Genomic DNA, 21,621 nt, shown 5'->3' on the forward strand with positions numbered 1-21,621 from the left:
CGTGCAGTGTGGGGAAACATATCGACCGACTGGATATACTGGAGGTCATAGACTTTTACTAGTTTAACCAAATCTCGCGCTAAGGTCGAAACATTGCAGGATACATAGACCATTTTGTCTGGAACGTAGGTCAGAATGGTTTCCAACAGCTTATCATCTAAGCCTGTACGAGGAGGGTCAACTATCAAGGCATCCGCTCGGTAGCCTTCTTTATACCAGCGTGGAATAATCTCTTCTGCTGTCCCCGCTTCGTAATGGGTATTGTCAAACCCCATTTTTTGAGCATTTCTCTTGGCATCTTCTATGGCTTCTGGAATAATATCCATTCCTCTAAGACTCTTGACCTTATTTGCGAAGGCAAATCCGATCGTCCCAACACCACAATAAGCATCGATTAGATGGTCTTCTTTTCTGACATCCAAAGCCTTAATTGCTTCACTATAGAGAATTTCTGTCTGCTCCGGATTAAGTTGATAAAAAGCTCGGGGTGAGAGAGAAAACTCATAGTCGAGTACTCCTTCTTGAATTCTCTCTTGACCCCAGATAATTTCTGTCTTTTCACCATAGATTTCACTTGTTTTTGCTGTATTTGTATTGACTGCAACTGTGACGACTTCTGGAAAATCTTTAACTAAGTCTTTTACTAGCTGGGTTAAATTAAGCTGACGATTCGTAACAATGATTATCTGAACTTGCCCCGTTTTTCTTGCTCTGCGTACCATGATGGTGCGAACACCGAGTGTTTTTCTCTCATCTGTGATTGGAATTTGGTGGTAAGTAAGAAGTTCAGCTAGGCGATTCGCAATCACTTGGGTTTCCTTATCTTGCACCAAACAATCTTTTAACTCTACGAGATAATGAGAGTTTTGCGCATACAAACCTGCCTTGACCTGATTTTTAAATTTCCGAGTCTGGAATTGAAGCTTAGCACGGTAGTACTTTGGTTCCTGCATTCCGATAGTTGGACGGATTTCATAGTTTTCATATCCTGCAGGGGCAAATTTTTTCAGGGCTTGGTGGAGCAGATCCGTTTTGAACTCTAACTGTTTTTCATAGTGGAGGTGCATGATTTGGCAACCACCACATTCATTATAAATCGTACAAGCTGGTACGACTCGAAATTTAGACTTCTTATTAACCTTTAGTAATTTTGCTTCAACAAAGTTGCGTTTAATAGAAGTAATCTGACAATAGATATCTTCTCCTTTGAGGGCACCTGGCACAAAAACGAGGGTTTTCTGGTAGAAACCGATTCCCTCACCATTGATACCCATCCGCTTGATTTTTAAAGGTATTTTTTGTTTGACTTTCAGATTCATACCCCTATCTTATCACATTTTAGGGTATAATAGAACTATGAAAATCACAAAACTTGAAAAGAAAAAACGTCTCTACTTGATGGAGTTAGATGGACAGCAAACATCTTATATCACGGAAGATACCATTGTCCGTTTTATGTTGTCTAAAGATAAGGTGGTTAGCAAGGAAGAATTAATCGAGATACAGGGCTTTGCTCAGTTTTCTTATGGTAAGAATCTCGCCCTCTACCATCTATCATTTAAAGCTCGAACCGAAAAGGAAGTTCGTGAGTATCTGAAAAAGTATGATCTTGATGAAAAAATCACTAGTCAAGTTATCGCTAACCTAAAAGAAGATAACTGGATTAATGACCATCAGTATGCTTATTCCATCATCAATGCCAATCAACTTTTTGGAGATAAGGGACCCTATGTGCTAGCTCAAAAACTGTCTCAAAAAGGGATTGCCAAATCAACTATTGAAGAGGTTTTAAAGGATTTTGATTTTTCAGAGATTGCTCAACGTGTTGCAGAAAAACTGCTTAAAAAATACAATGGAAAGCTTCCCTCTCGTGCCTTGCAAGATAAGATTATCCAAAACTTGACGAACAAAGGCTTCTCCTATTCTGATGCTAAAAGTGCCTTTGATGACTTGGACAGTCAAGTCGACCAAGAAACGACTCAAGAGCTTATTTTTAAAGAACTGGATAAACAATATTCTAAATATGCTCGTAAATATGAAGGTTACGAACTAAAGCAACGTTTAACTCAAGTCCTAGCTAGAAAAGGCTATGATTTTTCGGATATAGCTAGCGCTCTCAGAGAATATCTTTAATATTTTCGTGTAAAATTCAAAAAAATTAGACCGATTTATGATATAATAGTAAACGATAAACTTATAAATTGTAGAAAGTTGGTTAGTTATGAAACTTCCAAAAGAAGGCGACTTTATTACAATTCAAAGTTATAAGCATGATGGGAGTCTTCACCGTACTTGGCGAGACACCATGGTACTAAAAACAACAGAGAACGCCATTATCGGCGTCAACGACCACACACTTGTTACCGAAAGTGACGGTCGTCGTTGGGTGACTCGAGAACCGGCTATTGTTTACTTTCACAAAAAATATTGGTTTAATATCATTGCTATGATTCGCGATAATGGGATTTCCTACTATTGCAATATGGCTAGCCCCTACTATCTAGATGAGGAAGCCCTGAAATACATTGATTATGATTTGGATGTCAAGGTCTTCACTGATGGTGAAAAGCGTCTCTTGGACGTTGAAGAGTATGAGCGCCATAAACGTAAAATGAAGTATTCTGATGATTTAGACTATATTTTGAAAGAGCATGTTAAAATCCTTGTTGATTGGATCAACAATGGACGCGGTCCTTTCTCAGAGGCCTATGTCAACATTTGGTACAAACGCTACATAGAACTAAAGAATCGGTAAAGTTGTCAATCCGGGGTGAGAGCCCTGGTTTTTTTATTTGAAAAACCCAGCTTTACAACTGGGTTGGTTTCTATATATCTAATTTAGTAACAGTAAACTTGATGTGGGAATAGTCTTTTTCAACATCCTTATCCAACAAGAAAGCCGTAGCATCCTTCTTAACCTGAACAAGATCAATGTTCTGAGCTTGAGCTGCATAGACGCATCCACAATAACATTGACGATAGATATCATACTCCTCGCACATCTCCACCGAGCGCTTGTAGCCTTGATTTTTCTTGAAATCACTTGGAAGATAGTGGGTGGTGTAAATCTTTTGCACATCGATTCCGATGCTGTTGATGGTTTGAGAGTTCTTATGGGGACTGATGGTCAAAGCTGAACCAAAGTAGTCAAAGCCCAAGTCCATAGCTACCTGTGCTGTTTTATCCAAACGGTAATCAAAACAAACCTTGCAACGGTCACCACCTTCGGGTTCTTCTTCCAGTCCTCTGACTAACTTCCGGTATTCATTGGGTTCATAAGGCGCTTCTAAATACTGGACCGTATTTCCTGTTCGCTCATTGAAATCACTGACAAATTTCTTGGTGACGTAAGCCCGCTTGTGGTATTCTGCCTTGGGATGGATATTGGAATTGGCAAAATAGATGGTCACATCAGCGTACTTGGTCAGATACTCGAGAGTGTAGGTACTACAAGGAGCACAGCAAACATGCATGAGAATAGTTGGACGTTGCTCATTTTTTTCCCAAACCTGAACCATTTTCTGCATGACACGGTCATAATTAATCTTCTGATTGGGATTCATCTTGCTCAGAATTTTTTCTACATCGATCATGTTCTTCTCCTTCTTCTAGTCTTATTTTATCATATAAGTTAGGAGAGCTCAAATCTATTTAGAATAGAAAACCTTAAAAGGAGGGAATGTTCTTCTCTCCTTTTGTGTTTCTTATGAATTGCTTCGTATCGAAAGTTTACATCATCCCGCCCATCATGCTTGGATCCATTGCTGGAGCTGGGGCTGCTGGTTCCGGTTTATTGGCTACGACTGCTTCTGTTGTCAAGATCAAGCTGGCTACAGATGCTGCATTTTGAAGAGCTGAACGACTCACTTTAACTGGGTCAATGATTCCCTCTTCAATCATGTTGACCCACTCGCCAGTCGCTGCGTTGAAGCCTGTACCAACTTCCGCATTTTTCAAACGGTCAATGACGATAGACCCTTCGAATCCTGCATTGTGGGCGATTTGACGAACTGGTTCTTCCAAGGCACGGAGAACAATATTGCGTCCTGTCGCTTCATCTCCTGTCAATTCCAAATCAGCAACGGCTGGAATGACATTGGCAAGAGCAGTTCCACCACCTGCAACGATTCCTTCTTCAACGGCTGCACGAGTAGCGTTGAGGGCATCTTCAATGCGGAGTTTCATTTCTTTCAACTCAGTTTCAGTTGCAGCTCCGACCTTGATAACTGCGACACCACCTGACAATTTTGCCAAGCGTTCTTGCAATTTTTCACGGTCAAATTCAGAAGTTGTTGTTTCGATTTGAGACTTGATAACCGAAACACGGTGAGAAATAGCTTCAGGATTGCCAGCACCTTCTACGATAACCGTACTGTCTTTGTCCACAGTCACTCTAGCTGCTTGACCAAGCGCTTCAATTGTCGCATCTTTCAACTCAAGACCAAGATCTTCTGTGATGACAGTTCCACCTGTCAAAATAGCGATGTCTTCAAGCATGGCTTTACGACGGTCACCGAAACCAGGAGCCTTAACAGCAACTACATTGAAAGTACCACGAATCTTGTTCAATACAAGAGTCGGAAGAGCTTCGCCATCCACATCATCTGCAATAATCAAGAGTGGACGATTGCTTTGGAGAATGCTTTCTAGAAGAGGCAAGATTTCTTGGATATTGGAAATCTTCTTGTCGGTAATCAAGATGTATGGATTTTCAAGGTCAGCCACCATTTTTTCACTATCTGTCACCATGTACTGTGAAAGGTAACCACGGTCAAACTGCATTCCTTCAACGACTTCGAGCTCTGTTTCCATACCACGTGACTCTTCAATGGTGATGACTCCGTCCTTGCCCACTTTTTCCATGGCTTCAGAGATGTATTCGCCAACTTTTTCAGAACGAGAAGATACAGCGGCAACCTGAGCGATGGCTTCTTTATTGGCAACAGGGATGGCATTGTTTTTCAAGGCTTCTACAGCTGCGGCAACCGCTGCTTCTATCCCACGACGAATGCCGATTGGGTTGGCACCTGCAGTGACGTTTTTGATTCCTTCACGGACGATTGCTTGGGTCAAAACAGTTGCAGTTGTCGTTCCGTCACCTGCGATATCATTGGTCTTTGAAGCTACTTCTGATACCAATTTGGCACCCATGTTTTCAAAATGGTCTTCCAACTCGATTTCTTTGGCAATGGTCACCCCGTCATTGGTGATGAGTGGTGAGCCAAATGATTTTTCCAACACAACGTTACGACCTTTTGGTCCCAAGGTTACTTTAACAGTATCTGCAAGGATATCGACACCGCGGACCATAGCTGAACGAGCATCAGATGAAAATTTAATTTCTTTTGACATACTTACTTTCTCCTTCTATTCTTCAATGATTGCCAAAATATTAGCTTCGCCAACGATGATGTACTTTTCATCGCCATCTTTGACATCAATACCTGCGTGGGCTTCAACTAAGACACGGTCTCCAGGCTTAACGCTTGGAACAACCAAGTCACCATTCAAGGTACGAACACCTTGTCCAGTAGCTACAACTTGGGCTGTTTTTGTTTTTTCTTGGGCTGAGCCCGCAAGGACAAAGCCTCCAGCAGTTTGTTCTTTTTCTTCGATTTTCAAGACCACACGGTCTCCTAATGGTTTCAACATCTGTTTTCCTCCATGATAAACTACATATTATTAGCACTCTTTATATATGAGTGCTAATTTATAGTTCTATTGTATCACTTGGTCAGAAATAGTCAAGAAAAAAGTCTGACTTTCTCAAGATAAAAAGCCTGAGATTGACTCAGGCTCTTCTATGCTTAAAATGGCAATTCTTCCTCTTCCAAGACCAAATCTGCTAAGTCTTGACCTGCGTTATTTTCACGCATGGCACGTTGGGCGCGGCTTTCCAAGAGTTGGAATCCTGTCACGAGAACTTCGGTCACATAGTTAGTCTGACCATTTTTCTCAAAACGACGGGTACGAAGTTCTCCATCCACAGAGATAAGACTACCTTTAGTTGCGTAACTTGCCAAGGTTTCAGCCAATTTCCCCCAAAGAACAAGATTGACAAAATCAGCTTCACGTTCACCGTTTTGGTCTTTGTAACGACGATTCACAGCGATAGTTGCTCGCGCTACTGACTTGTCATTGTTGGTTTTGTGCAATTCTGGTGTAGACGTCAAGCGCCCGATCATGATAACTTTATTATACATATTTTCTTCCTCCTACTTATCTATTCGTAGGAAATCAAAAAAGTTACAGAAATTTGTAACTTTTCGAGGAAAATTTTTTACTTTTTATGAACCATAAATCCAGTCGCCTGTTGATTGGCCATAATAGTCATATCTGTAATCTGCACACGACGGGGTTGACTGGTCACATAGACAACTGTGTCTGCGATGTCTTGAGCTTGCAGGGCCTCAATTCCCTGATAGACGGTTGCAGCACGCTCTTTGTCACCGTGGAAACGTACCGCAGAAAAATCTGTTTCGACAATTCCTGGCTGAATAGTGGTCACCTTGATATCCGTTACGATGGTATCAATTCGCAAACCATCTGAAAAAGTCTTGACCGCAGCCTTGGTGGCTGAGTAAACAGCTGCCCCAGCATAGGCATAGATTCCTGCGGTCGATCCCATATTGATAATATGACCTTGATTGGCTGCTACCATAGAAGGCAAGAAACAGCGAGTAACTGCCATCAAACCCTTGACGTTGGTATCCAACATGGTCAGCATATCCAATTCTTCATAGTCTTGATAGGGAGCCAAGCCAAGAGCTAGTCCAGCGTTATTGACTAATATATCAATCTGCCCTATCGTTTCCAAAATATCGGAGCAGACAGTCTTGACCATGGTCATATCCGTGACATCCAGTGGAAAGGTCCAAACAGTTTGATTAGGAAAAGTTTCTGCAAACTCTGACTTGAGAGTCTCTAGTCTGTCTGTCCGTCGCCCTGTTAGAACGACATTCTCCCCCTGCTCCAGATAAGCACGCGCAATCGCTTCACCGATTCCTGAGGTCGCTCCTGTAATCACTACATTTTTCGCCATCTTATCCCCCTCTATCTGGTCTATCAAATACCGACAATTTCCTAGGCCGTCCAGTGTTTGGCTGGGTCAAATGGAGTTCCGACAACTTGGTCTTCTGATAATTCAATAACCCCACGTTTTAGCGGAGCATTTGGCAAGGCAAGTTCACGAGGGCTGCACATCATACCAAAACTCTTTTCACCACGAAGTTCGCCTGGGAAAATGAGATTGCCTTTTGGCATCATAGCTCCAGGAAGAGCTACAATGGTTTTCAACCCAACACGCGCATTGGGAGCCCCTGCAACGATTTGCACTGTCTTATCACTTGCAACGGCCACTTGACAGATGTTGAGGTGGTCGCTATCTGGATGGGCTACCATCTCAACAATCTCACCAACAACAAACTTAGGTTCCTTGTCATTGACAATTTCTTCTGTAAATCCTTCCGCCTGCAATTCTTGGTTCAAACGTGCTACTTGCTCATCTGTCAAAAAGACTTGACCGCGCTCTGCAATTTCGAACAAACTTGAAACTTCGAAAATATTCCAAGCTACTGTTTCCCCATTATCTTTGAGGAAAACACGGGCTACCTTGCCTTTGCGCTCCACGTCTAGTTTGGCATCTCCGCTGTTTTTCACGATGATCATAAGGACATCGCCAACATGCTCTTTATTATATGTAAAAATCATTCTTTCCTTTTCTCCTATTTCAGTTCTGCTAAAAAGTCGTTAATTTGTTGCTTGCTTTTACGGTCGCGATTGACAAATCGGCCGATTTCCTTGTCCTTTTCTAGCACAACAAGGCTAGGAATCCCGTACACATCCCAGAGTTTGGCTAGATCCATGTACTGGTCACGGTCCACTCGAATAAATGTGAACTCTGGATTTGTCTCCTCAATCTCTGGCAAGGCAGGATAGATATAACGACAATCGCCACACCAGTCCGCCACAAAAAGAAAGACCTTCTTGCCATCTTGCTCGACAAAACCTGCTAGTTCTTCTATACTATTGGGAGTAATCATAAGACTTCCTCCTCATAGACCAGGTCTTCATTTTCATAGACAAAGGTGTAATGACGGCCATCCTCGAAAATGACTCCTCCGACAAGTCGCTCTAGGCTACTTTCGTAGACTTGAACATAGAGAGTCGCAATCTCACCCATATCTGAGAAAAGTTCGCGCACGATAGCGGTCAACTCTTCTTGCGTCTTCATGAGTTTGTGGTTATCTGCTGCTTTTTTAGCCCCTAAAGCAAGGGCACTTAGACCAGCCACAGTCAAGCCAGTCATCCATAATTTCTTAGCTTTCATACCATTCATTGTAACACAAAAAGGGCTCTAGGACAAATAGGGAAGCCGTATATGAGCAAGGAAAATCTCTTCCATTACTGTGGAAAGAAAACTTCTGATTCTTATTGGCAAGCGCCTGAGTTAGCAAGATTTTCCTGAATGAATAAAAAACCTCTGAGATTGTTCTCAAAGGTTCTGATTTTGCTAATTGCTGTTCTCAACTGCTGCAGTAACAAAGGCAGTGTAGAGTTCTTCTGGGCGGTTTGGACGACTTGAAAGTTCAGGGTGATACTGACAAGCTACAAAGAATTTATTTTCAGGAATCTCCACGATTTCTACCAAACGATTGTCTGGAGAAACTCCTGAAAAAACAAAGCCTGCTGCCTCAAACTGTTCACGAAAGGCGTTGTTAAACTCATAACGGTGACGGTGACGGCGTTGCACCACTTCTTGATTATGATAAGCAGCCGCTGCTTTAGAACCACGTTTTAACTTAGACGGATAAAGTCCCAAACGAAGGGTGCCACCCATATCCTCAACATCAACCTGATCACGCATGATATCAATGATAGGATATTTTGTTTCTGGTGCAAGTTCTGCAGAATTGGCACCTTCAAGACCCAAAACGTGGCGAGCAAACTCGATACAAGTCAACTGCATTCCCAAGCAGACTCCCAACATTGGAACGTCATTCTCACGCGCATAACGGATGGCTTGGATTTTCCCTTCCGTACCACGTTGACCGAAACCGCCTGGTACGATGATTCCGTCCGCATCAGACAAGAGTTCTGCTACATTCTCTGCTGTCACATCATTGGCATTGAGCCAATTAATCTTCACTTCTGCGTCGTTGGCATACCCAGAGTGTTTCAAGGCTTCAACCACAGAGATGTAGGCATCTTGCAACTCCACATACTTACCAACGAGGGAAATCTTAACTTGTTTTTTCAGGTTCATGACCTTGTCCACCATGGCTGACCACTCCGTCATATCCGCTGCTGGTGCATCTAGTTTCAAATGGTCACAAACAATTTGGTCCATGCCTTGTGCCTGCAAATTCAGTGGAATTTGGTAAAGGTGTTCAACATCCAAAGATTCAATAACAGCTTCTGGAGCCACGTCACAAAACTGAGCTAGCTTGTTTTTAATGCCTTGACCAGCTGGTTTTTCTGTACGAATGACCAACATATTTGGCTGAATTCCCAAACCACGCAATTCTTTTACAGAATGTTGAGTTGGCTTGGTCTTCATCTCACCTGCAGCCTTGAGATAAGGAAGCAAGGTTGTGTGGATATACATAACATTATCCGCACCCACATCTGCCTTCATCTGACGAAGAGCCTCTAAAAATGGCAAGGACTCGATATCCCCAACTGTTCCACCAACCTCTGTGATAATGACATCAGAGTCGGTCGTTAGAGCGGCACGCTTGATTTTTTCTTTCAAAGCATCTGTGATATGAGGAATAACTTGAACAGTTGCCCCAAGGTACTCGCCACGGCGCTCCTTACGAAGAACTTCACTGTAAATTTTACCAGTTGTCACGTTGGAATATTTGTTGAGATTGATATCGATGAAACGTTCATAGTGCCCCAAGTCCAAATCTGTCTCAGCCCCATCATCTGTCACAAAGACTTCTCCGTGCTGGTAAGGACTCATGGTTCCCGGATCGATATTGATATAAGGGTCAAACTTCTGAATGGTTACTTTGAGACCACGATTTTTCAAGAGACGCCCCAGACTTGCTGCGACAATCCCTTTCCCAATAGACGACACCACACCACCAGTTACAAAAATATATTTCGTAGACATAAATTCCTCTTTCTAAAATGCTCAAGGTCTTGTTAACTACGAGGGGAGATAGAAAACAAGACCCTTATGAATAACGACATTTCAAGAAAACTTCCTGAAAAAACAAAAACAGCTCCCTAGTAACTAGGGAGCCCCGACCTCTAAAAGAGGTGCCCAAACAATATAATACCTCAAAGCAGATCATTTGTCAACCCGAATTGGTAAAAGATCAAAAAAGGAGATTGTTTTCAGAAAAAAACTAAAGATCCGCATTCAAACGGGCAACACGCTCAAGGAACAAAAAAGGAGATCAGGCGATCTCCTCTGTGAAGTCTTTTACTCTTCTTCACTCGTTTCAGCTTCATCGTCAGAAAACTCGTCGTCTTCTTCGTTGAGATCCACGTCTTCACCCAAGTCATTAGGGGCGATTTCGTTGATTTCCGCATCATAAGCTTCCACTTCATTTTTCTCATCATCTGGATTTTCATCATCATATGAAAGAGCTGGGTCTGCTTCGTATGCATCTTCGTCTTCTGGATCATCTGCATTGTAGTCAATGGCATCTGAATCACCATCCATAAAGGCATTGACACGTTTTTTCTTAGCTTTTGGTGCTACTTCATCGTCGTCACTTTCTTCAAGAGCGATGATTTCTTCGTCGATTTCGTCCACACCATACCATGAACGAAGACCCCATTTGTTGTCCCCAAGTGAGATGAAGCTACCGTCAAAGTTCAACTCTGTGTAGAACAAAGGCAAAGCTTCGCGGATATCGCTGTTTGATGTTCCAAGGTAGTTTTGAATTTCGTTTACAAGATCACTAAAATGCATCTCATGATCGCGACCACGAAGTTCCAAGATAGCACGCGCTACCTCAATCATAGATAGTTCACTTTTTTCTTGCCCAGCAAATACTTCTAATTCCAAAGCGTTTCTCCTCATTTTTACTACTATCGCCAGAGCGAACGGACTCTGACCTCATTTTATCATGTACTCTTTATTGTACGATAATTTTGCGGAATAGTCAAAGGTTAAAATAGATTTATCTATGATTTATTAAGTAAAAATCAATTGATTTTATCACATGGTAAATTTAAAAATATTATTTGGAGGAAGCTTATGTCAAAAAAATAATAAATGTTGTTGCAGCAGCACTTACCGTGTTGTCAAACTACTATTATGAATCCAATACAAAATAGATTTGAATCAAAATGAATGACCAGTATTAACGATATTTTACTTTTAAAATATGATATACTATATTTAACAAAATATTAAACACAGGAGTCCGATATGTCTGAAGAATTTACACTTAACTACCATGCTGCAACGATTCAACATCTAGGTATTGGATTATATAAACAGTTACCACAGGCAATTGCCGAACTCATCAGCAATTCTTGGGATGCTGATAGCCATAATGTTAAAATTCATATTAATTATCGAGAAAAAATAATAACCGTATCAGACGACGGCAATGGTATGTCAGCACAAGAGCTGAATGAAAATTTTTTGACCATTGCTAGAAATAGACGATTGACAGATAAAATAAATGATAAAAAAAATGAAACCGGACTATCGAAAAACGGCAGAAAAGTTACAGGAAAAAAAGGACTTGGAAAACTAGCTTTATTTGGTATTGCTAATACAATTATTATTGATAGCATTCAAAATAAGAAACTAAACTCTTTTGAATTGAATTATAATGACATACAGGGCTCATCAAATAATACCTATCATCCAAAAACAATCCATTATAATGTTCAAACCGACGAACCAAATGGTACAAAAATAACCATTAAAGACATTACTTTAAAAAATCTGACTAAAATCGATACATTATATGATAGCCTTTCTAAAAGATTTAACAAGTATTCCCGTACAGATTTTTTAGTAACTTTAGCAAGCGATGACGGTACCATTAAGGAATTAGATGAAGAGGTATTTATCAATAGTATACGACCTAAGAAAGACGAAATTGAGTTTACTTTTTCTTTTCCAGATGATTTTGAAACTCTTACAAATAAACAATCTCAAATAGTCATTCATAACCTTAAAGAGTATCATATAAACGGGATTATTTGCACCAAGAAAACACCTTTACAGGCCAATCAACGTGGGTTTTCAGTACTGTCTAGAGGAAAGCTAGCGAGTGAACAATCTGTTACACAATTTCAAGATAGAGCAAATGATAATTTCTATAGTTATGCAGCCGGTTACTTTAATATTGATTTTCTTGATGATGATAATAAAAAAGATTTTATTTCAACAGATAGACAATCTATTAGATGAGAAGCTGATGACGAATTAATAGAAATCAAAGAAAATCTTAACAAACTAATAGGAATTATTCAAAGAGAATGGAAAAAGCGACGTTCCGAAGCAAAAGAGAAAAAAGCACAAGAAAATATTCAAAAAACTCCTTCTTTAGCAGAAACCACATTATCAACCGAAGATAAAGAAAGAATCAATAAAATTAGCAAAGCATTAGAAAATGATGATGTTGATGTCCCAGAAAAAACAAAACAAAATATTTTAGATTCTGCAATAAAATCAACTACCTCATATAAAAAGGATCACAGTGTGTATAAAGAACTAGTCCCAGCTAATTTTAGAGTTCCACAAAATATTGGTACTAAAATCCGAAGGCTAAGAGAGGAGATGATAGAAGCAGCAGAAGATAAAGATATCAATCGATTCATTCTAACCCAAGGCCTACTACTACGTGCAATGATTGAAAGTACAACAACTGTATTATTGAAACGCTACTGGGAGGAAGCAAGTAATGATGACTTAATCAGAATAAATAACACTCCAAAAAAACTGACTGCTGAAAATCAAGTTGATCCTCTCTCATTTAAGGTTAAGTATGAAACTATGATTCGACTGCTTTCTAGAAAAGGGAAAATAGCCCCAAATAGAGTTCAAAGCCTAATTGACGAATTTTCAAGTATAAAAGCAACGGAGCATTTAAACACATTAATGCATGATGCTCATAATTTCCCTCAATTTGATACCTTAAAAACAATCTGGAATGCTGTAGCTCCTCAACTTCTTGCTGCGTTCGATCTTTTGTAACTAAAAAATCAACATATGTTCAATTTCTAAATAATGATGAACATATGTTGATTTTTATTTAAATTCCAATGTTAAAATCGCATCAGCCATCTTTTTACTAAAAATTGGAGGAACTGCATTACCAATTTGTGTAAAAGCACTGGTTCTAGAATCTAAAAAATAGTAATTATCCGGAAATCCCTGTAATCTAGCTGCCTCTCTCACAGTAATTGATCTATTTTGTTTTGTATCTGGATGAATATAATGATGACCATCTTTTGAAATATGGGCAACTACTGTATGTGATGGAGAATTCCATGAAAGAGCTTTGAATCTGTCCAAAAATTTATCCGTATGTTTATGGGTTTTTAGCTTTGAGTCAAGTTCACTGTATTTAATATTTTTACCATTTTTCTTAGCTTCTGCTACAATTTTATAAATTGCTAAATCGTTGCTATTATTTGGTCTTGCAATATTTTGAGTTAATGGCGTTTTAGAATCCTGTAAAAAATTTTGTTCAACATAATCATTTGATAAATTTGTATAAGAATTGTTTACTTCTCCCGCCTTTAAACTAGGTAATCCCTGAAAAGCTGTTTTAACATCCACCTCATTTTCTTCATATTTTTTAAGATTTTTAAAGAATTCCTGAATAAGTTCTTTTTTCCTGTTCATCACTCCAAAGATAATAAGTCTTTCTCTTGATTGTGGAACACCATAGTTTTTAGTATTTAAAACTTCATAACCTAAAGAATAGCCGGCCTCTTCAAATTCTTTTTTCATTCTAGGCAATAAAAACTCATCATCAGCATCTCTAAAACTCAATAATCCTTTTACATTTTCAAAAATAAAAAATTGGGGTTGATACTTGTTTAAAAAATGTATATAAAATTTATATAAATAAATTCTTTCATCTGAAGACTTTTTACTAGCATTTCTAGCTCTTCCAATGGTTGAATAAGCTTGGCATGGAGGACCTCCTATAATTCCATCAACGTTTTCCCCTAAATTATCAAAAAAACTAAAAATACTGTGAATATTTTCTTGACTAATTTCAAAGTTAAGAATTTTATTCAATTTTTCTTGAGGTACATGTTTCAACAAATCCTCTATACTAGTCTTACTATTTAAAAAGTCATTATAAAGTCCTAATTTATTTTTTTCCTTTAAATAATAATATACTTCCCTAAGTTTTAAAGTTTCACAAGCTGCTTTTTCTTTCTCTACGTGTCCCAATATTTTATATTGCTGATTTCTGAATCCCTCAGTTAATCCACCTGCACCGCTAAATAAATCTATTATATTAATCATGATTAAGCCTTTTAAAAAATAAAAATATATTACATAAAATACACACTGTTATCTATTATACCAAAAACCTCAGCAAATTGCCGAGGTTTATAGTTTATTTCACCAACTTCTTCATCTCATCAATACGTGCGACGGTCGCATCATATTTCGCTTGGTAGTCGGCTTGTTTGTCGCGTTCTTTTTGAACGACTTCTGGTTTGGCATTGGCTACGAAGCGTTCGTTAGAGAGCTTCTTACCGACCATATCCAGTTCTTTTTGCCATTTAGCCAGTTCCTTGTCGAGACGAGCCAGTTCTTCTTCGACGTTGAGGAGGTCTGCGAGTGGCAGGTAGATTTCTGCTCCTGTGATGACGCTTGACATAGCGAGTTCAGGTGCAGGGATGTTTGATGCGATTTCCAAGTGTTCTGGATTTGTGAAGCGTTTGATGTAGTTAACATTGCTGTTAAAGAAGGCTTCCAAATCACTATCGCTAGTCTTCACAAGGATGGTGATTGGCTTGCTTGGTGCTACGTTTACTTCTGCACGCGCATTCCGAACAGCACGGATCAAGTCTTTAAGACTTTCCACACCTGTGTGAGCAGCAAGATCTTCAAAGGCTGGGTTAACAGTTGGGTATTCCGCTGTAACGATAGATCCTTCTGAGATTTGTCCAAAGATTTCCTCTGTCACGAATGGCATGATTGGGTGAAGGAGACGAAGGATCTTGTCCAAAGTATAAAGGAGAACAGAACGTGTGATGACTTTCTCTTCTTCGTTGTCACTATAAAGGACTTCCTTAGTCAACTCAACGTACCAGTCCGCAAACTCATCCCAGATGAAGTTGTAGAGGATGTGTCCAGCCACACCAAACTCAAATTTATCAAAGTTTTCAGTAACTTTTCCGATCGTTTCGTTGAGGTTGTGGAGAATCCAGCGGTCTGTGACATTGCCAGCTTCTTTGTTGACAACTTTTTCCACATTGGCAGTTGCTTGCTCAAGGGTCAAGCCTTCATTGTTCATGAGGATGTAGCGAGAGATGTTCCAGATCTTGTTAATGAAGTTCCATGAAGCATCCATTTTCTCGTAAGAGAAGCGCACGTCTTGCCCTGGTGCAGAACCGTTTGAAAGGAACCAACGAAGGCTATCTGTTCCGTACTTATCAATAACATCCATTGGATCAATCCCGTTACCGAGAGATTTCGACATCTTGCGACCTTGCTCATCACGAATGAGACCATGAATCAAGGCATTTTTGAATGGCGACTTGCCAGTAAATTCCAAACCTTGGAAAATCATCCGAGACACCCAGAACGGAATAATATCATAACCAGTCACCAAAGTTGATGTTGGATAATAACGTTTGAAGTCTTCTGAGTCGACATCAGGCCAGCCCATGGTTGAGAATGGCCAAAGGGCCGAACTGAACCACGTATCCAAGACGTCTTCGTCCTGAGTCCATCCGTCACCTTCAGGTGCTTCTTCGCCGACATATATTTCCCCCTCAGCATTGTACCAAGCAGGGATTTGGTGACCCCACCAGAGCTGACGAGAGATGACCCAGTCATGGACATTTTCCATCCATTGGAGGAAGGTATCGTTGAAACGAGGTGGGTAGAATTCTACCTTGTCGTCTGTGTCTTGGTTGGCAATGGCATTCTTAGCTAATTGGTCCATCTTGACAAACCATTGCGTAGACAAGCGTGGCTCAACCACAACGCCAGTCCGCTCTGAGTGACCAACACTATGGATACGTTTTTCGATTTTAACCAGAGCACCGATTTCTTCCAACTTGGCAACGACTGCCTTACGAGCTTCAAAACGGTCCATTCCTGAAAATTCGAAGGCCAAGTCATTCATGGTTCCGTCGTCGTTCATGACGTTGACTTGTGGCAAGTTATGGCGTTGACCAACCAAGAAGTCGTTTGGATCATGGGCAGGTGTGATTTTCACGACACCAGTACCAAACTCAGGGTCTGCGTGCTCATCACCAACGATTGGGATTAATTTATTAGCGATTGGAAGGATGACATTTTTTCCGATCAAGTCCTTGTAGCGTGGGTCTTCTGGATTAACCGCTACCGCAACGTCACCAAACATAGTCTCAGGACGAGTTGTGGCAACTTCAAGGGCGCGTGAACCGTCTTCCAGCATGTAGTTCATATGGTAGAAGGCACCTTCGACATCCTTGTGGATAACCTCGATATCAGAAAGGGCTGTGCGAGCTGCTGGGTCCCAGTTGATAATAAATTCACCACGGTAGATCCATCCTTTCTTGTAAAGGTCCACAAAGACCTTGCGAACAGCTTTTGACAATCCTTCGTCAAGAGTAAAACGCTCACGAGAGTAGTCTACAGAGAGCCCCATCTTGCCCCATTGTTCCTTGATAGTAGTGGCATATTCGTCTTTCCATTCCCAGACCTTATCGAGGAATTTCTCACGACCTAGGTCATAACGTGTAATGCCCTCTCCACGCAAGCGCTCCTCAACCTTAGCCTGAGTGGCAATCCCCGCATGGTCCATCCCTGGAAGCCAAAGGGTATCAAAACCTTGCATACGTTTTTGACGGATGATGATATCCTGCAAAGTCGTATCCCAAGCGTGACCAAGGTGAAGTTTACCAGTTACGTTTGGTGGTGGAATCACGATAGAATAAGGCTTCGCCTTTTGATCTCCTGAAGGCTTGAAAACATCCGCATCAAGCCATTTTTGGTAACGACCAGCCTCAACCTCGGCTGGATTGTATTTAGGTGAAAGTTCTTTAGACATGTGTTTGTCCTTTCTCTATTGTATTCATTTTATTTTGAATTTGCTTAGCAGCTTCTTCTGCAGACAAATTCGTATTATTTATTTTAAAGTAGTGGTGCAGCTCATTCGGTTGATGTTGAGAATGTAATTGAAGGGTTTCAGTGGTCTCTAAAATTTCTCTTTCAGATACCTCAATATGTCGTTTCAAGGGCTTGTGCTTCAACCGGTTCTCCGTTTGATTTCGATGTAAGCGCTCCTCAAGGCTTGTTTCCAATTCAACAAAAAGAATCTCTTGATGATAGTCATTCAACAAATCTTGAATTTGCTTTAAATACATCAGCTGGTACTGATTTGAAAAATCAATTACGTCTGTTAAAATTACTGATCGCTGATTTCTTGCACTTGCTCCAAGGAATGAAAAGGTGATTCCACGAACAAATTCCCACATTTCCTCTGTATAGTCCTGATAGATTTCTAGTGCAAAATCGATAGCTTGATGGTTATAAAATAGGGTAGCATCCGTCAGTCGAGATAATTCTTGACCAATGGTCATTTTTCCTGATGCTGGAGCACCAATGATGAAAAGATGCATCAAATCACCTCCCACTCACTCCTCAGCAAGCCATACCTCAAATCATCACAGCGGTTTCCTTGGGCATCTTTACGGTCTCTTATGCGAGCTTCGAGGGTAAATCCAAGTTTTTCTGCGACTCGTTGACTTTGGAGATTGTGACCAAAACAACTCAGCTCAATCTTGTGAAGACCCAGTTCTTTAAAAGCTAAATCAAGCAAAGCACGCGCTGCTTCTGGTATATAACCTTGGCCCCAATAGTCTGGGTGCAAGGTATAGCCAAGCTCTAGCACATCATCCGCATGGCGGTGATTGAAGTCAACAGAACCAATAACTTTATCGGTTCCTTTGACGACAATCCCATAGCCAGCTGGGAGATTGTCCTTTTCATTGCGCTCGGGAAGGATATGTTCTAGGTAATATATTTCATCTTCCAAGGTCTTGACGGGCGGAAAACCTGCTGGATAGGCGACCTCTGGCAAACTAGCATAGGCATGGATATCTTCAGCATCAGTCACTGTACGAACTCGTAGGACGAGTCGTTCGGTTTCTAATCGTTCTGGTAATTCAGTTCTTGACATCCTTCTTCCTCGCTTTCTTTATGAAGCTCCCCATAGAGTCAACACGGTTATCTAAATAGCGATAAACGCGCTGGTGACCGTCCCCCATAAAGTAAGTCGGCGCAAAACAGTCATTTTTAAAATGCCCCTTATCATCCAAGAGTTCAGGATTAGCCAGTCGATCAAGAATCTTGGCAAAGATATGACAGATTCCATCTTCTTCGATAATCCGATCCACTTGGCAATCCAAAACGACTGGACAAACCTCTAAAATCGGTGCCTGAGTCCGTTCAGAAATCTCGTAGTCTAGCCCCAGGTGTTTCAATTTCTCTCTATGACTGATAAAACCAGCCTGCTCCATCTCGAGCATGAGATTTTCATCAGGAATATTCACAGTAAACTTCTGGTAATGCTTGATTTGCTCAGCCGCATTTTCCTCAGCTCCGACACCAATGGCTAGCCAATCTCCCAAGCTATAAGAGGAGCTACAGGTCGTAATATTGTGTCCAAAATTCTGATCCTGATACCCCAAAATGAAGATAGGAAAACCATAATAGAGTTTACTTGTTTTAAAAGATTGCTTCATAACAAGCTCCTTTGACTAAGACGCAAAAGAAAATCCCTGCCATCTACATGACAGGGACGAATGTGTTTATCCGCGGTACCACCCAATTTCGGGCCAAGCCCGCATCTTTAGTCTTTAAAATAAAAAGACAGAAATATTTCATTTTTTCAGTCATTAGCAACCAGTTTTGACACATTTGTGGACTTCTCAGCGCCGCCACTTTCTGTAAAATGTGGGATTCAAAACACCTCTAATGGCTCTATTGTAGCAAGTTTTTCTCGGAAATGCAAGACTAAAGAAAAATTACTTGAACTTGATGCTATTTTCTTTCAATTTCTTGATGGTAGCTGGGCCGATTCCTTTCAAGGCAAGGAGTTCTTTTTCAGTCCAGTTTTTGAAATCTGAAGCAGACTTGATTCCTTCATCATAGAAAGTCTTGGCACGATCAAGTGGAAGTCCACCCAAATTTGCTGCAAAATCTTCTACAGAATTAACTACTTTTTGAGCTTGCTCTTTGGTAGCTTCTACTGCTTGTTCAACTTTTTTAGAAACAGCCTTACCAGCTGCGCTTGCTGACTGTTCTGCACGCTTCACGACTTTTTTTGTCTCATCTACAACCTTAGTCACAGTACTTGAAAAGGCACCTGCGCGACGGAGGCCATTTCGCAATTGTTTTTTACGATTGAGTTTCTTTGACATGATAAAATCCTTTCAATAAAAAATCCCTGCTCTGACAAGGATTTAACATAAACATTCTATCAAGATTTTAGTGAAAAATCAAGAATCTTTCTCGTTTAATAATTTCGCTCACCAAACAAGCCTTCTGGCAAATCATGGAATCCCTTGCCTACTTTGAAGTTTTCAAACTTACCAAGCAAGAACAGATAAGCATCCAAGCGACTCTCGTAGCGAATCATGGCATCTTTGGCACGCTCGTCCTGGTCTTCTTCGTAAACTTTTTGGCTTTCCTTGTGCGCCATGTCGTTAATCATGATTTGGGTATTGACCCAAGCTTCAAATTCCTTCATAAATTCTTGTTCGTAACTCATTTTTTCTCCTTATTCTAATCCACGGAAATAGTCCGTATCAATCTCACGGTAGGGATGGATATCCTGAACGTATTCCAGTACACCTTGGAATTCTCCGTTTTCATCGTGTACTGCAGCATAGGTGATGTGGACAAACTTACCTCGCGACTCAGACTTGAACCACATTTCATACTTGTCCTTGGTCCCCTCACGAAGTCCCTTCATGATAGCCTTGACCTTGTCCAAATACTTAGGCGGATGACAGAGTTCGACATTGCGCCCGACTTGGGACGGCGTTCGTTTGAAAATCATCTCATCAGCTGGCGTATTGTCATTGTAATACTGGAAAATATCGTCTTTATTGACAAAGGTAATTTCCATGGGGAGGTGATTGAGGATGAGATTAGCCTGCTCGACTGAAAGATAGCCATTACCAAAAGACTGCTGACTATGGCGGTCCAGCACTGCTTCCTTTTCCTTAGGGGTAAAGGTAATGGTAAACTGTCCTTCTGGCGTATCAATAACCTGCTGAACTTGACCCTCTGCCGTATCTAGCTGTACAGGCTCCTCTTCACTCTTTTCCTCAACAAAACTCTGGCGTTCTGGCACCCATTTCTCAGACGGACGGATAATAGCATAGCCATAGGCATCGCTCTCCTCCGCAATCTGAAGCCAGTCATCCTGAGTAAAGGACTCAAGGAGAATCATGAGAAGGATAGATTCTTCCTTGAAAATCATACTTTCAAACTCTGTCGCAAAAGCTTCAAAAGCTTCTTTTACGCTGCTAATTGACACTTCTGGTAGTGACTTGGCTGTCGCTAAAGCTGTTTGAAAGAGTTCCCTGATCTGATCATCCACTCCCCACATAACTTTTGGAGGTGAATCGTGTCCATAGCGCTCCATGATGGGGAAGAAGAGCTCTTCCTTACGTTGGTAATGGATGTCAAATTGCCCCAAAAGACCCATCTGACGCACCAAGCCCTTGCGCATCTCCGCCAGCATTTCTTCATCTTCCATAGACTCATAGGTATCCAACAATCTCCGAATACGAATCAAGGCCGCACGGAGGGCTAGATTTTCTTCTTTGAAAATCCGAACTGGGTGACCTGGGTGCTCGGTATCTGCAACTTCGACATCCTTAACAGCATTTTTAAAAAGATTGGCATGAACATCACAGAGTTCCATGACATCTTCAAAGGTGACACCTGAGTCTGAGTTCATCAGCTCGTGCTCCATAAGGGAAATCTCGATGGCTGAAACACCTGTAAAGGTCGCATCAAAGCGCTCCTGAACCGACTCAGGAGAGGAGCCATTATGCAATTCTAACAAAATATCCCGCAGGACATGAATTCGTTCATCTGCCATTAGTCTAACCCAATCACTTCGTAGCCATTCGCTTCCAGTGTGCGGACAATCTTGTCCATAGGAGTTCCTTCAAGCTTAGAGCCCTGCTTAAGCGATACTTTGCGACCAACTGTATTACGCATCAAGGGGTTGGCAAGGGGTTTAAAACCTAACTCCACTAGGATTTCCAAAACTTCTGGATGCTTGTCCACCACTTCTGCAACAGGAATTGACACATCGATGATATTGTCCATGACGACCTCCATTGTATGTTCTAAAATGATTTTGCTTGTTTTATTATACCATAAGGAAAGAGATTAAAAAACTAGCAGTGGAGTTCCTGCTAGTTCTCTGCGACTTG

General features: G+C 40.9%; 24 protein-coding genes. 4 read left to right on the forward strand and 20 right to left on the reverse strand.

All coding sequences use genetic code 11. The annotated features are described in order from the left end of the window. Positions 1 to 1,319, reverse strand: a 1,319-nt coding sequence (rlmD, locus tag ACIY19_RS08150; RefSeq protein ID WP_409003155.1) for a 23S rRNA (uracil(1939)-C(5))-methyltransferase RlmD, incomplete at its 3' end; no start/stop codon positions are given. A gap of 37 nt (positions 1,320 to 1,356) precedes the next feature. Between rlmD and recX the strand changes: the two genes are divergently transcribed. Both recX and ACIY19_RS08160 read left to right on the forward strand, forming a co-directional pair. Then, complete coding sequence (gene recX, locus ACIY19_RS08155; RefSeq protein WP_409003156.1) at positions 1,357 to 2,133, forward strand: recombination regulator RecX; 777 nt, start codon at positions 1,357 to 1,359, stop codon at positions 2,131 to 2,133. Between the two features lie 88 nt (positions 2,134 to 2,221). Beyond that, positions 2,222 to 2,755, forward strand: coding sequence for a DUF402 domain-containing protein (locus ACIY19_RS08160; RefSeq protein WP_000775318.1), 534 nt, complete (start codon positions 2,222 to 2,224; stop codon positions 2,753 to 2,755). Positions 2,756 to 2,825: 70 nt separating this feature from the next. Here the strand turns inward: ACIY19_RS08160 and ACIY19_RS08165 are convergent, their stop codons facing one another. The 10 genes from ACIY19_RS08165 to rpoE form a co-directional block, all read right to left on the reverse strand. Then, entirely contained in the window at positions 2,826 to 3,593 is a 768-nt protein-coding gene (locus tag ACIY19_RS08165; protein WP_409003157.1) for an epoxyqueuosine reductase QueH, read from the reverse strand. Positions 3,594 to 3,729: 136 nt separating this feature from the next. Continuing rightward, on the reverse strand, positions 3,730 to 5,352 hold the full coding sequence (groL, locus tag ACIY19_RS08170) for a chaperonin GroEL (protein ID WP_409003158.1): 1,623 nt from the start codon (positions 5,350 to 5,352) through the stop codon (positions 3,730 to 3,732). A 15-nt stretch (positions 5,353 to 5,367) separates the two neighbouring features. After that, positions 5,368 to 5,652, reverse strand: a complete 285-nt coding sequence (groES, locus tag ACIY19_RS08175; protein ID WP_409003159.1) for a co-chaperone GroES — start codon at positions 5,650 to 5,652, stop codon at positions 5,368 to 5,370. Between the two features lie 155 nt (positions 5,653 to 5,807). Then, positions 5,808 to 6,203: a single-stranded DNA-binding protein gene (locus ACIY19_RS08180; RefSeq protein WP_000282462.1), complete on the reverse strand. Its 396-nt coding sequence runs from the start codon at positions 6,201 to 6,203 to the stop codon at positions 5,808 to 5,810. Between the two features lie 77 nt (positions 6,204 to 6,280). Next, on the reverse strand, positions 6,281 to 7,042 hold the full coding sequence (locus tag ACIY19_RS08185; protein ID WP_001107793.1) for an SDR family NAD(P)-dependent oxidoreductase: 762 nt from the start codon (positions 7,040 to 7,042) through the stop codon (positions 6,281 to 6,283). 41 nt (positions 7,043 to 7,083) lie between these two features. After that, on the reverse strand, positions 7,084 to 7,710 hold the full coding sequence (gene ytpR / locus ACIY19_RS08190) for a YtpR family tRNA-binding protein (RefSeq protein WP_000578272.1): 627 nt from the start codon (positions 7,708 to 7,710) through the stop codon (positions 7,084 to 7,086). Between the two features lie 14 nt (positions 7,711 to 7,724). Then, the gene (locus ACIY19_RS08195) at positions 7,725 to 8,042 is read right to left on the reverse strand and encodes a thioredoxin family protein (protein WP_000632566.1); all 318 of its coding nucleotides are present in this window, start codon (positions 8,040 to 8,042) and stop codon (positions 7,725 to 7,727) included. Then, positions 8,039 to 8,338 (reverse strand): DUF4651 domain-containing protein, encoded by a 300-nt coding sequence (locus ACIY19_RS08200; RefSeq protein WP_002875970.1) that lies wholly within the window; start codon positions 8,336 to 8,338, stop codon positions 8,039 to 8,041. The genes ACIY19_RS08195 and ACIY19_RS08200 overlap by 4 nt, the downstream gene beginning before the upstream one ends. Before the next feature lie 174 nt (positions 8,339 to 8,512). After that, entirely contained in the window at positions 8,513 to 10,120 is a 1,608-nt protein-coding gene (locus ACIY19_RS08205; protein ID WP_409003160.1) for a CTP synthase, read from the reverse strand. 315 nt (positions 10,121 to 10,435) lie between these two features. Continuing rightward, a complete protein-coding gene (gene rpoE, locus ACIY19_RS08210; RefSeq protein WP_409003161.1) occupies positions 10,436 to 11,026 on the reverse strand; it encodes a DNA-directed RNA polymerase subunit delta in 591 nt (196 codons plus the stop codon). Between the two features lie 366 nt (positions 11,027 to 11,392). Here rpoE and ACIY19_RS08215 point away from each other — a divergent pair, with 366 nt between their 5' ends. Both ACIY19_RS08215 and ACIY19_RS08220 read left to right on the forward strand, forming a co-directional pair. Then, entirely contained in the window at positions 11,393 to 12,391 is a 999-nt protein-coding gene (locus tag ACIY19_RS08215; protein WP_409003162.1) for an ATP-binding protein, read from the forward strand. 369 nt (positions 12,392 to 12,760) lie between these two features. Then, positions 12,761 to 13,177, forward strand: coding sequence for a hypothetical protein (locus ACIY19_RS08220; protein WP_409003163.1), 417 nt, complete (start codon positions 12,761 to 12,763; stop codon positions 13,175 to 13,177). Between the two features lie 54 nt (positions 13,178 to 13,231). On the opposite strand, the gene ACIY19_RS08225 is transcribed toward ACIY19_RS08220, so the two are convergent. The 9 genes from ACIY19_RS08225 to ACIY19_RS08265 form a co-directional block, all read right to left on the reverse strand. Beyond that, positions 13,232 to 14,467 (reverse strand): DNA cytosine methyltransferase, encoded by a 1,236-nt coding sequence (locus ACIY19_RS08225; protein WP_061409583.1) that lies wholly within the window; start codon positions 14,465 to 14,467, stop codon positions 13,232 to 13,234. A 94-nt stretch (positions 14,468 to 14,561) separates the two neighbouring features. Beyond that, positions 14,562 to 17,213 carry a valine--tRNA ligase gene (locus ACIY19_RS08230; protein WP_409003164.1) on the reverse strand — a complete coding sequence of 884 codons (2,652 nt, stop codon included), beginning with the start codon at positions 17,211 to 17,213 and terminating at the stop codon, positions 14,562 to 14,564. Next, a complete protein-coding gene (locus ACIY19_RS08235) occupies positions 17,206 to 17,784 on the reverse strand; it encodes an AAA family ATPase (protein WP_409003165.1) in 579 nt (192 codons plus the stop codon). The genes ACIY19_RS08230 and ACIY19_RS08235 overlap by 8 nt, the downstream gene beginning before the upstream one ends. After that, positions 17,784 to 18,344 (reverse strand): GNAT family N-acetyltransferase, encoded by a 561-nt coding sequence (locus tag ACIY19_RS08240; RefSeq protein ID WP_261073346.1) that lies wholly within the window; start codon positions 18,342 to 18,344, stop codon positions 17,784 to 17,786. Before ACIY19_RS08240 ends, ACIY19_RS08235 begins: the two co-directional genes overlap by 1 nt. Next, positions 18,331 to 18,909, reverse strand: a complete 579-nt coding sequence (locus ACIY19_RS08245) for a flavin reductase family protein (protein ID WP_409003166.1) — start codon at positions 18,907 to 18,909, stop codon at positions 18,331 to 18,333. The genes ACIY19_RS08240 and ACIY19_RS08245 overlap by 14 nt, the downstream gene beginning before the upstream one ends. A gap of 282 nt (positions 18,910 to 19,191) precedes the next feature. Further along, on the reverse strand, positions 19,192 to 19,587 hold the full coding sequence (locus ACIY19_RS08250) for a helix-hairpin-helix domain-containing protein (protein ID WP_138703250.1): 396 nt from the start codon (positions 19,585 to 19,587) through the stop codon (positions 19,192 to 19,194). 95 nt (positions 19,588 to 19,682) lie between these two features. Next, positions 19,683 to 19,937: a DUF1912 family protein gene (locus ACIY19_RS08255; RefSeq protein ID WP_023933271.1), complete on the reverse strand. Its 255-nt coding sequence runs from the start codon at positions 19,935 to 19,937 to the stop codon at positions 19,683 to 19,685. 9 nt (positions 19,938 to 19,946) lie between these two features. Then, complete coding sequence (locus ACIY19_RS08260) at positions 19,947 to 21,281, reverse strand: DUF438 domain-containing protein (RefSeq protein ID WP_050971556.1); 1,335 nt, start codon at positions 21,279 to 21,281, stop codon at positions 19,947 to 19,949. Continuing rightward, positions 21,281 to 21,514, reverse strand: coding sequence for a DUF1858 domain-containing protein (locus ACIY19_RS08265; protein ID WP_000368739.1), 234 nt, complete (start codon positions 21,512 to 21,514; stop codon positions 21,281 to 21,283). The genes ACIY19_RS08260 and ACIY19_RS08265 overlap by 1 nt, the downstream gene beginning before the upstream one ends. Positions 21,515 to 21,621 lie beyond the last annotated feature (107 nt).

The sequence above is a fragment of the Streptococcus sp. ST14 genome, assembly GCF_046098195.1.
Taxonomy (GTDB): domain Bacteria; phylum Bacillota; class Bacilli; order Lactobacillales; family Streptococcaceae; genus Streptococcus.

Excerpts from the sequence above, each read along its gene's own strand:
- ACIY19_RS08245 (WP_409003166.1), bottom strand. The coding sequence starts at position 18,909 with ATGAAGCAATCTTTTAAAACAAGTAAACTCTATTATGGTTTTCCTATC.
- ACIY19_RS08200 (WP_002875970.1), bottom strand. The coding sequence starts at position 8,338 with ATGAATGGTATGAAAGCTAAGAAATTATGGATGACTGGCTTGACTGTG.
- ACIY19_RS08230 (WP_409003164.1), bottom strand. The coding sequence starts at position 17,213 with ATGTCTAAAGAACTTTCACCTAAATACAATCCAGCCGAGGTTGAGGCT.
- ACIY19_RS08250 (WP_138703250.1), bottom strand. The coding sequence starts at position 19,587 with ATGTCAAAGAAACTCAATCGTAAAAAACAATTGCGAAATGGCCTCCGT.
- ACIY19_RS08225 (WP_061409583.1), bottom strand. The coding sequence starts at position 14,467 with ATGATTAATATAATAGATTTATTTAGCGGTGCAGGTGGATTAACTGAG.
- ACIY19_RS08195 (WP_000632566.1), bottom strand. The coding sequence starts at position 8,042 with ATGATTACTCCCAATAGTATAGAAGAACTAGCAGGTTTTGTCGAGCAA.
- ACIY19_RS08265 (WP_000368739.1), bottom strand. The coding sequence starts at position 21,514 with ATGGACAATATCATCGATGTGTCAATTCCTGTTGCAGAAGTGGTGGAC.
- ACIY19_RS08185 (WP_001107793.1), bottom strand. The coding sequence starts at position 7,042 with ATGGCGAAAAATGTAGTGATTACAGGAGCGACCTCAGGAATCGGTGAA.
- ACIY19_RS08220 (WP_409003163.1), top strand. The coding sequence starts at position 12,761 with ATGATAGAAGCAGCAGAAGATAAAGATATCAATCGATTCATTCTAACC.
- recX (WP_409003156.1), top strand. The coding sequence starts at position 1,357 with ATGAAAATCACAAAACTTGAAAAGAAAAAACGTCTCTACTTGATGGAG.
- ACIY19_RS08260 (WP_050971556.1), bottom strand. The coding sequence starts at position 21,281 with ATGGCAGATGAACGAATTCATGTCCTGCGGGATATTTTGTTAGAATTG.
- ACIY19_RS08180 (WP_000282462.1), bottom strand. The coding sequence starts at position 6,203 with ATGTATAATAAAGTTATCATGATCGGGCGCTTGACGTCTACACCAGAA.
- ACIY19_RS08215 (WP_409003162.1), top strand. The coding sequence starts at position 11,393 with ATGTCTGAAGAATTTACACTTAACTACCATGCTGCAACGATTCAACAT.
- groES (WP_409003159.1), bottom strand. The coding sequence starts at position 5,652 with ATGTTGAAACCATTAGGAGACCGTGTGGTCTTGAAAATCGAAGAAAAA.
- ACIY19_RS08160 (WP_000775318.1), top strand. The coding sequence starts at position 2,222 with ATGAAACTTCCAAAAGAAGGCGACTTTATTACAATTCAAAGTTATAAG.
- ACIY19_RS08240 (WP_261073346.1), bottom strand. The coding sequence starts at position 18,344 with ATGTCAAGAACTGAATTACCAGAACGATTAGAAACCGAACGACTCGTC.
- ACIY19_RS08255 (WP_023933271.1), bottom strand. The coding sequence starts at position 19,937 with ATGAGTTACGAACAAGAATTTATGAAGGAATTTGAAGCTTGGGTCAAT.
- ytpR (WP_000578272.1), bottom strand. The coding sequence starts at position 7,710 with ATGATTTTTACATATAATAAAGAGCATGTTGGCGATGTCCTTATGATC.
- groL (WP_409003158.1), bottom strand. The coding sequence starts at position 5,352 with ATGTCAAAAGAAATTAAATTTTCATCTGATGCTCGTTCAGCTATGGTC.
- ACIY19_RS08205 (WP_409003160.1), bottom strand. The coding sequence starts at position 10,120 with ATGTCTACGAAATATATTTTTGTAACTGGTGGTGTGGTGTCGTCTATT.
- ACIY19_RS08165 (WP_409003157.1), bottom strand. The coding sequence starts at position 3,593 with ATGATCGATGTAGAAAAAATTCTGAGCAAGATGAATCCCAATCAGAAG.
- ACIY19_RS08235 (WP_409003165.1), bottom strand. The coding sequence starts at position 17,784 with ATGCATCTTTTCATCATTGGTGCTCCAGCATCAGGAAAAATGACCATT.